This is a genomic window from Vagococcus sp. (assembly GCF_036639995.1).
Classification (GTDB): Bacteria; Bacillota; Bacilli; order Lactobacillales; family Vagococcaceae; genus Vagococcus.
Window position 1 is genome coordinate 18,246 of record NZ_JAVWHO010000033.1, and the last position, 8,638, is coordinate 26,883.

Genomic DNA, 8,638 nt, shown 5'->3' on the forward strand with positions numbered 1-8,638 from the left:
CCCACTCCTAAGCAACTAATTACTATTTTCTTTTTCATTTTTTCTCCTATCATTCTATTATAACTATAGTACACAACAATAAAAAAATAGAACACTTTACTATGTCATATTTTTCCCATAAAATAACGCTTATCAATTCTATTAAAATTGATAAGCGTTATTCATCTTTAATACATCTCCAAATATTGTTCTCTTTCCCATTCAGACACTTGTTGACGGAAAGCAGACCATTCCATTTTTTTAGCTTCTACAAAGTTATTATAAATATGAGAACCTAAAGCTTCTTTAACTACCTCATCTTTTCTCATTGCTTTTATAGCATTATGTAAAGTTGATGGTAAATCTGTGATTTCAGCTTCATTGCGCTCTTCCTCAGTCATTACATAAATATTGCGATCAACAGCTGCTGGTGGAACAATTTCTTTTTTAATCCCATCTAATCCTGATTGTAACAAAACAGCCATTGCTAGGTACGGATTAGCTGTTGGATCAACTGAACGTAACTCTAAACGAGTAGATAAACCTCTTGAACTTGGTACACGAACTAAAGGCGAACGATTTTTACCACTCCAAGCTACGTAAACAGGTGCTTCGTAACCAGGAACAAGTCGTTTATAAGAATTAACAATTGGATTACATACAGCTGTATATCCTCTAGCATGTTTTAATAATCCGCCAAGAAAATGATAAGCAGTTTGACTTAAGCCATCTTCGCCATTTTCATCATAAAAAACATTTCCCTTTTCGTCAAATAATGACATGTTAATATGCATACCTGATCCAGCAATACCATATAAAGGTTTTGGCATGAATGTCGCGTGTAAGCCATGTTTTCTAGCAATCGTACGAACTACCAATTCAAAGGTTTGAATATTGTCACAGGCTTCAATAGCGTTGGCATATTTAAAATCAATTTCATGTTGGCCAGGCGCACATTCGTGATGAGACGCCTCAACCTCAAATCCAAGGCCTTCTAATTCTAACACAATATCACGACGACAATTTTCTCCTAAATCTGTTGGCGCAAAATCAAAATAACCACCTTGATCATTTAGTTGATCTGTTGGTTTACCATGTTCATCTAATTTAAATAAGAAAAATTCTGGTTCTGGTCCGATATTGAAACCTGTAAACCCTAACTCGTTCATCTCTTTTAACACCCGTTTTAAATTACCACGAGGATCTCCTTCAAAAGGTTGACCTTCTGTATTGTAAACATCACAAATCAATCGAGCCACTTTTCCTTTTTCGCTCTCCCAAGGAAAAATCATAAATGTTGAAACATCTGGATATAAATACATATCACTTTCTTCAATACGAACAAATCCTTCAATAGATGAGCCGTCAAACATCATTTTATTATCTAATACTTTATCAATTTGGCTAATAGGTACCTCAACATTTTTTAATCGACCTAAAATGTCAGTAAACATTAATCGTAAGAATCTAACATTTTCTTTTTGTGCTGCTTCTTTAATTTGTTCTTTTGTTGTGTATTTTCCCATTTTCACGCCTCTTCTTTTCATTTAGTTTAAACCACTTTCATGCATTAAATCATTGTACAAAGCAATTCTTATCTTTTCATCAGATAATTTTTCTTGTTCTTTATCTTTTTTAGTAAACTGCTTTTTAATTTCTTTAATTGTAAAGTGATCTGTTAACATCTCTTTAATATCCAAAAGTCGGTCAATATCGTTTAACGAAAACAAGCGATTATTACCTGCATTTCTTTCTGGAAAAATCAAACCTTGTTCTTCATAGTATCTAATCTTCCTTGCTGTTAAATCTGTTAATTTCATTACAGAACTCATTGGAAACACAGATAGGTTTCGCCTTAATTCTTTTTCTCCCACGATAATCTCCCTCCTTTTATTAAAGGATAAACGAAGAATAACAGCTCGAAAAAAAAAAGTCAATTATCTATGTTAGATAATCTAACATAGATAATAACTTTTTAAAAAATCTTAATAATTCTCTTCTTCAGTGTTGTTTTTAGTTAACCATTTAGAATTTTGATTGGCGTAACCTCTAACAACATACTCATTATCTTCTTCCATATAGTCATAACTATCAATTAGAACTTCTCTGGTCATTTGAGTCAACTTATACGCATCTTTTGCCTCTAATACAAGTTCAAATGAGACGAATATCTCCTGAATTTGTTTAATAATGGCATCTGTCAATATATCTTTCCCAGCTTCTTCAAATGCAGAAATCAAACAATTTGGATATAGCGTTGGAACAAATGACTCCATTTCAATCAAATCTGCTTTATTATAAACTGTCAAAACAGGAATATGATTCATTTCAAGAGTTTCCATTAACTCAACCACTGTTTCTTCCTGTTGATCTCTATTTTCAGATGTTGAATCTACCACATGCAATAATAAATCAACGCTTCGACTTTCTTCTAAAGTTGATTGGAACGCTTCAATTAATTCAGTCGGTAAATCCTGAATAAATCCAACCGTATCAGTTAGCGTTGTCTCTAAGCCATTTGGTAACGGCCATTTTTTTGTCAAAGGATCAAGTGTCGCAAATAACTGATCCTCTGCATAAGTTTTTGTGTCAGTTAACAAATTCATAATGGTTGATTTCCCAGCATTCGTATACCCAATTAACCCAATTTGAAAAATAGCTGACTCTTTTCTTTTTTGTCTATTTCTTTCACGATGTTCCTCAGTTTGTTTTAACTCTCTTTTTATTTGAGTTACTTTATGACGAATATGTCTGCGATCAGTTTCAAGCTTCGTTTCACCAGGCCCTCTTGTTCCTATTCCCCCGCCTAAACGAGAAAGCGAAGAGCCTTGCCCTACTAAACGAGGCAATAAATAATTAAGCTGAGCAAGTTCCACCTGAAGTTGTCCTTCTTTTGACTTAGCACGCATTGCAAAAATATCCAAAATCAGTTGCACTCGGTCAACTACTTTGACATCTACTTCTTCTTCAATTAATCTTGCCTGTCTTGCTGTTAATTCATGATTAAAAACCACTGTATCAGCTTCTACAGAATTCACTAGTGAAGATAACTCTAAAAGTTTTCCCTTACCTAGTATTGTTCGTCGATCAATCGATTGCCTTCTTTGAATCATTTCTCCAACAACCTCACCTTGAGCTGTTTCAGCTAAATTACCAAGCTCGGTCATTGTTTCCTCAAAGGTTTTAAAATTCTCTTGTGTCTCAACACCTACAAGAATAACTTTCTCCACACGATACCTTCTCTCAGCGAGTTAGCCATTTTTGGATGGACTCACGAATTTTTTCTAATTCTTCAGGGTTTTGAACGACATCAAACCACTCAACTGTCATTCGATTTTTGAACCACGTTAATTGCCTTTTGGCATATTGACGTGAATGTTGCTTCACTTTGTCAACAGCAACATCAAGTGACATATCTCCTCTAATATAAGGAAAAAACTCTTTATAACCAATTCCTTGACTCGCTTGCGTTTTCCCCAGAGACAAAACATATTTTGCTTCATCAATAAGTCCAGAAGCCATCATCACATCAACTCGTTGATTAATACGTTCATATAATAAATCTCTATCTGTCATCAGACCAATAAGTTTGACGTCATATTGACATTGGGATAGATCAGCTAAGTCTATCCCTTGCTGTTCTAAGATGCTCGTCCCTGTTTTTTCAAAAACTTCAATCGCTCTAATCACTCTTTTTTCATTATTCATATGAATGCTTTCACTTGCTTTTAAATCAATTTTACGCAAATAATTCCACAAAGCTTCCTTTCCCTCGTCTTTAGCAAACTGTTCCCAATTATTTCGAATAGCCTCTGCTTTCTTATCTTCTTCTGGTGATCCAAGCTGGAAGTCAAATAGTAAAGATTGGATATACATTCCTGTTCCACCAGCTATAATTGGCAAGTGGTCTCTGTCACTAATTTCTTCTATCGCTTTTTCTGCAGATTGTTTGAATTCAAAAGCTGAATAATTTTCATCAGCATCTTTTACATCAATTAAAAAATGAGGAATCGTTTCCTTTTCTGCTTCAGTTACTTTTGCTGTTCCAATATCAAGTTTTCGATATACTTGAAGAGAATCACCACTTATAATCTCACCAGAAAATTCTTTTGCCAAATCGATACTAAGCGCAGTTTTCCCGACTGCTGTCGGACCAACAATAACGAGTACTTTTTGTTTTGTCATTAATACTTTTCCTTTTCTGCCATCGCTTTTTCAGGGAAATCTGTATGAAATCCATCTAAATTTAGATTAAAACAAAGGGCCATATCTTCTTCTGTGTTAGCAGTCCATGGTCGAATTTTCTTTTCAAATGAAGAAATAAATTCTTTGTTTTGTTTTACCCATTCAATTGAAGGATGAATGGCGCTTATCGAATCATGGGATTTAGCAAAGTTTATTTTTCTTACTGAATGATCCATAATCATGGCTTTAGATACTACATTATCTAAAGACATCATTCTTTCCATAGTCTCTGTATTAAAACTTGAAAAAACAAGATTACATGCTAAATCAAACTCTTTTAAACAGTTGATAATCTTAAGCTCGATTCCTTCATAATCATATTCATCTGTTTTGATTTCAATATTTAAGATGCCTGGATATTTTTTATCTTCCAACAAAGCTAGAACCTCTGAAAAAAGGGGGATTCTTTCATTTTCAAAAGATGAATCAAACCAACTTCCAGCATCGAGTTCTTTAACTTCTTTTAAAGTCAGATCTTTAATTAAACCGTTACCATTTGTTGTTCTTTCAACGTCACCATCATGAATAACCACCATTTCACCATCTTTTGTTAATTGAACATCAAGCTCAATACCATCTACTTTTACGCGAATCGCTTCCTCAAAAGCAGGTATTGTATTTTCAGGATGTGTGCCCTTACTACCTCTATGTGCAAATACTAATGTCATCTTTACCACTCCATTTCAGATAATAGTTTAACATTTCTTTTTATTATTTAACATCACTCATTACTAGTTTCTACTAGATTTTTTTTCGAAAATGAGGGATAATGGTAATGTACAAAAAGTAAAGGATGTGTAAACATATGAAAAAATTTACTTCAGGCTTTTTAACTGGAACAACAGTTACGCTTGCTGCTTTAGCTGGTGTTGCTGTCGGTATTAAGAAACTTGTTATCGAACCAGTTGAAGAAAAAGAATTGATGATTGACGATAACCGTAAAAAAGCAATGCGTAAAAGTCGCGCTCGTTAATAATGAACCATTTAAAAGAAAGAGACTACCGAATGTGGATAGCCTCTTTCTTTTTATTTTTTCTTTGTTTTTCCTGTCCAACCACTATATCCTTCTTTTAAAATATAGATGTCTGTATATCCCTGTTTTTTCAAAAGACGTGACATATAAATCGCCATAGCTGTTTTATTATCATATAAATAAACAGGCTTATCTTTTCTAATCGCTGTTAAATACTCTTTATGAGCTTTTGAAATAGTGTAAGGAACACTTCTAGCTCCCATGATATGTCCACGGTTAAAGTCTTCTTTTTCTCTTACATCAATAACCTGAACATTACGAATGTTTTCTTGAAACTCTTCTTGTTTAATCATTTTTGCAGAACTTTTACGAAGAAGATAAAAATATAATTTATACAATCCGTAAATTGCAAACATGGATACTAATAAAATATTTAATGTTGTTACTAATGCCATAACTTGATGCCCCTTAATCTATTATTTATATTGTAGTGCTAAAGACGCTGCACCAATTACACCAGCCTCATTACCTAAAAGTGCTAATTTAATGTTTGTACTCTCAAATACTTGAGGGAAAGTGAATCTTTCAAAGTATGTCTTAACCTTTTCAAGTAAAAAGTCCCCTGCAGCAGAAACACCACCACCAATTACAATATCACTTGGATTCAACATATTACCAATATTACCACAAGCAAGACCTAAATAAAAACAAACTTTATCAACAACAAGTAAAGCGAAATCATCACTATCTTTAGCAGCATCAAACACATCTTTACTTGTTACTTCTTGCCCATCATCAATTTTAAATTTTAAATCAGAGTTACCAGAATAAGCTTCTGACATTTCCCTTGCTAAACGGACCACTCCTGTTGCACTAGCAACTGTTTCTAAACAACCTTTTTTCCCACATGTACAATCAAAGCCTTCTGGGTCAACTGTAATATGACCAATTTCACCAGCCGCACCTGCAACACCATGAAGTAAATTTCCTTCTGCAATAATACCGCCGCCAACACCAGTTCCTAGTGTTATAAACGTGACTTCTGGAGAGTTCTCACCTGCACCTTTCCAGCGTTCACCTAATGCAGCAACGTTGGCATCATTATCAATAGCAAACGGAATATTTAAAGCTTCTTCAATCGGTTTTTTAATTTCTTGTAATGTTTTCCAATTTAAATTATAAGCACCAATAACTGTTCCATTTTCACGATTAACAGTTCCAGGTGTACCCATTCCAATTCCAATGAATTCATCTGAAGTCATGTTATATAAATCTAAACGATGTTTAATTGACGCAATAATTTCTGAAACAATATGTGTTCCTTCATCATTAATGTTTGTTTCAATACTCCATTTTTGTTTAATGTCACCAGTTTCAGTTAAAATGGCAAATTTCACTGTTGTTCCACCTAAATCAATACCTATTAATTTCTTACTCAATTTAGACCCTCCTGATATTCCGATTCTAATCGATGCTCTCTTTTCAAGACCATCATCGCATTAATAAAGTCTTGTTTTTCAATAACATTACTTTCATGCAATTGACGAAGCTCAATCATCATTAATTCAATATCCCATAATCTGTTACCAACATAAATGAAGATACCAAATCGCTTTAATAATTGTTGCACATCATACATTGTTCTCATATTAACGCTCCCATAACATTATACAGATAACAAAAATAAATTAATAGAGCCTTTTCAATTTTTGTTCAATCTTCCAAATTTTTCATCATTTATTTTTTAACCAAAGGTAAAACCATATACTAAACAGAAGATAATGATGAATACCGTAAAAATCGCAGCAGCTATCCGTTTATGTACATTCATCTTTTCTTGAAGGTTATTTCTTGGCACACCAAGAACAATCATTAATAACACCCCACCAAGTGCTCCACCAATATGTCCTAGAATATCTACGCCTGAATCAAAAATATTCATCACTAAATTTATAATAATAAGTAGAGTCATACTTTGAGACATTTGCTGAATCAAAGGATGATAACGATAAATCTTACCTAAAACAATAAATGCCGCAAAAATACCAAATAAAGACGTACTAGCACCTGCTGACAATCCATAAGAACTTCCAAAAGCAAAACTAAGTAAGTTCCCAATAATACCACTTAATATATATAAAATAAAGAAACGAACATGCCCGATGATCGGCTCTAATATACGCCCCACAAAATATAAACTTAATGAATTTAATGCCAAATGAGTTAAGCCAATATGAACAAATATTGGTGTAACAAATCGCCAATATTCATGATTTTGAATAATCGCTTGTGGAGACATAGCTCCAAACAAATACAATATCGCCGAATTTTCAGACCCATTTAGTACTCCATTTTTAGCACCCATTAATTCCATGCCTAAAAATACAATAACTTGAATACCTAAAAACAAATACATCAGAAACGGAGAGCGATTAATTCGCTGCCACTTACTTGAAAATTGATTCATTATATTACTCCTGTCTCTTTAAAATAAAAAAGTCTATTTACTGGTAAATCATGGTCTTCTGGTTTCCAGGAATAACCTGTTTGCTCAGGTAACACCAAACTGCATGTGTTTCCTTTAAATGCTTCTAAGTACCGATCATAAAATCCACCGCCAAAACCAACACGATATCCTTCAGGTGAAAAGGCTACACCAGGAACAATAATTAAGTCAATCTCATCTTTACCAAATTTTCTATCATTAGTAGGCTCTAAAACGCCAAAAGAAGTCTCTTCCAATTTTTCAGAAAAATCATAATAGTAAAATTCCATCTTTCCTAAACCAAATGTTCTAGGAACAACAATTATTTTACCTTCCTCAATCGCCTGTTTAATTAGTGGGCCGGTATTAAACTCTTTTGGCATTGCAAGAGTTGTTCCAACAACATGTGCTTCTTTCCAACTATCACTTTCAAATAATTGAGCCAGAATATTACTCTCCTTCGTAGCTTTTTCTGAAGTCTTTTGACTTAGATTATATAATTTGTTTAACACGTCTTTTCTTATTTCTTTTTTCACGGGACAATACCTCCCTCATTCTTTTTAATCAATAGTATTATTATACCCATTTATGATGGGAACACAAAAGAAAATCAAATAAATTAGTATAAAAAAAGCTATATTCCAAATAAAAGGAACATAGCTCAATATAATCAATGATTATTTTGTTTCACGGTGTAAAGTAACTTTACGTTCACGTGGACAATATTTTTTTACTTCCAAACGATCAGGATTGTTACGTTTGTTTTTATTTGAAAGATAGTTTCTTTCTTTACATTCAGTACATTCTAAAGTAATGTTTACGCGCATGTTAGTTTCCCTCCAAAATATTATATCTTCAAGTACATTCACTTGACACCAGATAATAATACCATCTTTTTTTTATAATTACAAGCTTTTGTTAAGTAGTTCTCCTTTACAAATTACAAACTACTTTTA

General features: G+C 33.2%; 12 protein-coding genes. 1 reads left to right on the forward strand and 11 read right to left on the reverse strand.

Annotation, left to right across the window (positions count from 1 at the left end; translation table 11 throughout):
• Window positions 1-167: 167 nt before the first annotated feature.
• The 5 genes from glnA to RR554_RS08770 form a co-directional block, all read right to left on the reverse strand.
• On the reverse strand, window positions 168-1,505 hold the full coding sequence (gene glnA, locus RR554_RS08750) for a type I glutamate--ammonia ligase (RefSeq protein ID WP_332462965.1): 1,338 nt from the start codon (window positions 1,503-1,505) through the stop codon (window positions 168-170).
• Between the two features lie 21 nt (window positions 1,506-1,526).
• On the reverse strand, window positions 1,527-1,853 hold the full coding sequence (locus RR554_RS08755) for a MerR family transcriptional regulator (protein ID WP_332462966.1): 327 nt from the start codon (window positions 1,851-1,853) through the stop codon (window positions 1,527-1,529).
• Between the two features lie 111 nt (window positions 1,854-1,964).
• Window positions 1,965-3,209: a GTPase HflX gene (gene hflX / locus RR554_RS08760; protein ID WP_332467844.1), complete on the reverse strand. Its 1,245-nt coding sequence runs from the start codon at window positions 3,207-3,209 to the stop codon at window positions 1,965-1,967.
• A 13-nt stretch (window positions 3,210-3,222) separates the two neighbouring features.
• Entirely contained in the window at window positions 3,223-4,164 is a 942-nt protein-coding gene (gene miaA, locus RR554_RS08765) for a tRNA (adenosine(37)-N6)-dimethylallyltransferase MiaA (protein ID WP_332467845.1), read from the reverse strand.
• A complete protein-coding gene (locus RR554_RS08770; protein ID WP_332467846.1) occupies window positions 4,164-4,892 on the reverse strand; it encodes a glycerophosphodiester phosphodiesterase in 729 nt (242 codons plus the stop codon). Before RR554_RS08770 ends, miaA begins: the two co-directional genes overlap by 1 nt.
• A 137-nt stretch (window positions 4,893-5,029) precedes the next feature.
• Here RR554_RS08770 and RR554_RS08775 point away from each other — a divergent pair, with 137 nt between their 5' ends.
• On the forward strand, window positions 5,030-5,197 hold the full coding sequence (locus tag RR554_RS08775; protein ID WP_332462970.1) for a DUF3042 family protein: 168 nt from the start codon (window positions 5,030-5,032) through the stop codon (window positions 5,195-5,197).
• Between the two features lie 53 nt (window positions 5,198-5,250).
• Here the strand turns inward: RR554_RS08775 and RR554_RS08780 are convergent, their stop codons facing one another.
• From RR554_RS08780 to rpmG, 6 genes are all read right to left on the reverse strand, one after another.
• Window positions 5,251-5,652 carry a rhodanese-like domain-containing protein gene (locus RR554_RS08780; RefSeq protein WP_332462971.1) on the reverse strand — a complete coding sequence of 134 codons (402 nt, stop codon included), beginning with the start codon at window positions 5,650-5,652 and terminating at the stop codon, window positions 5,251-5,253.
• A 21-nt stretch (window positions 5,653-5,673) separates the two neighbouring features.
• Complete coding sequence (locus tag RR554_RS08785; RefSeq protein ID WP_332467847.1) at window positions 5,674-6,636, reverse strand: ROK family glucokinase; 963 nt, start codon at window positions 6,634-6,636, stop codon at window positions 5,674-5,676.
• Window positions 6,633-6,845: a YqgQ family protein gene (locus tag RR554_RS08790; protein WP_332462973.1), complete on the reverse strand. Its 213-nt coding sequence runs from the start codon at window positions 6,843-6,845 to the stop codon at window positions 6,633-6,635. Before RR554_RS08790 ends, RR554_RS08785 begins: the two co-directional genes overlap by 4 nt.
• A gap of 96 nt (window positions 6,846-6,941) precedes the next feature.
• Window positions 6,942-7,664, reverse strand: coding sequence for a rhomboid family intramembrane serine protease (locus RR554_RS08795; RefSeq protein ID WP_332462974.1), 723 nt, complete (start codon window positions 7,662-7,664; stop codon window positions 6,942-6,944).
• A complete protein-coding gene (locus RR554_RS08800; RefSeq protein WP_332467848.1) occupies window positions 7,664-8,218 on the reverse strand; it encodes a 5-formyltetrahydrofolate cyclo-ligase in 555 nt (184 codons plus the stop codon). The genes RR554_RS08795 and RR554_RS08800 overlap by 1 nt, the downstream gene beginning before the upstream one ends.
• 141 nt (window positions 8,219-8,359) lie before the next feature.
• Complete coding sequence (rpmG, locus tag RR554_RS08805; protein ID WP_077275288.1) at window positions 8,360-8,509, reverse strand: 50S ribosomal protein L33; 150 nt, start codon at window positions 8,507-8,509, stop codon at window positions 8,360-8,362.
• Between the last annotated feature and the right edge of the window lie 129 nt (window positions 8,510-8,638).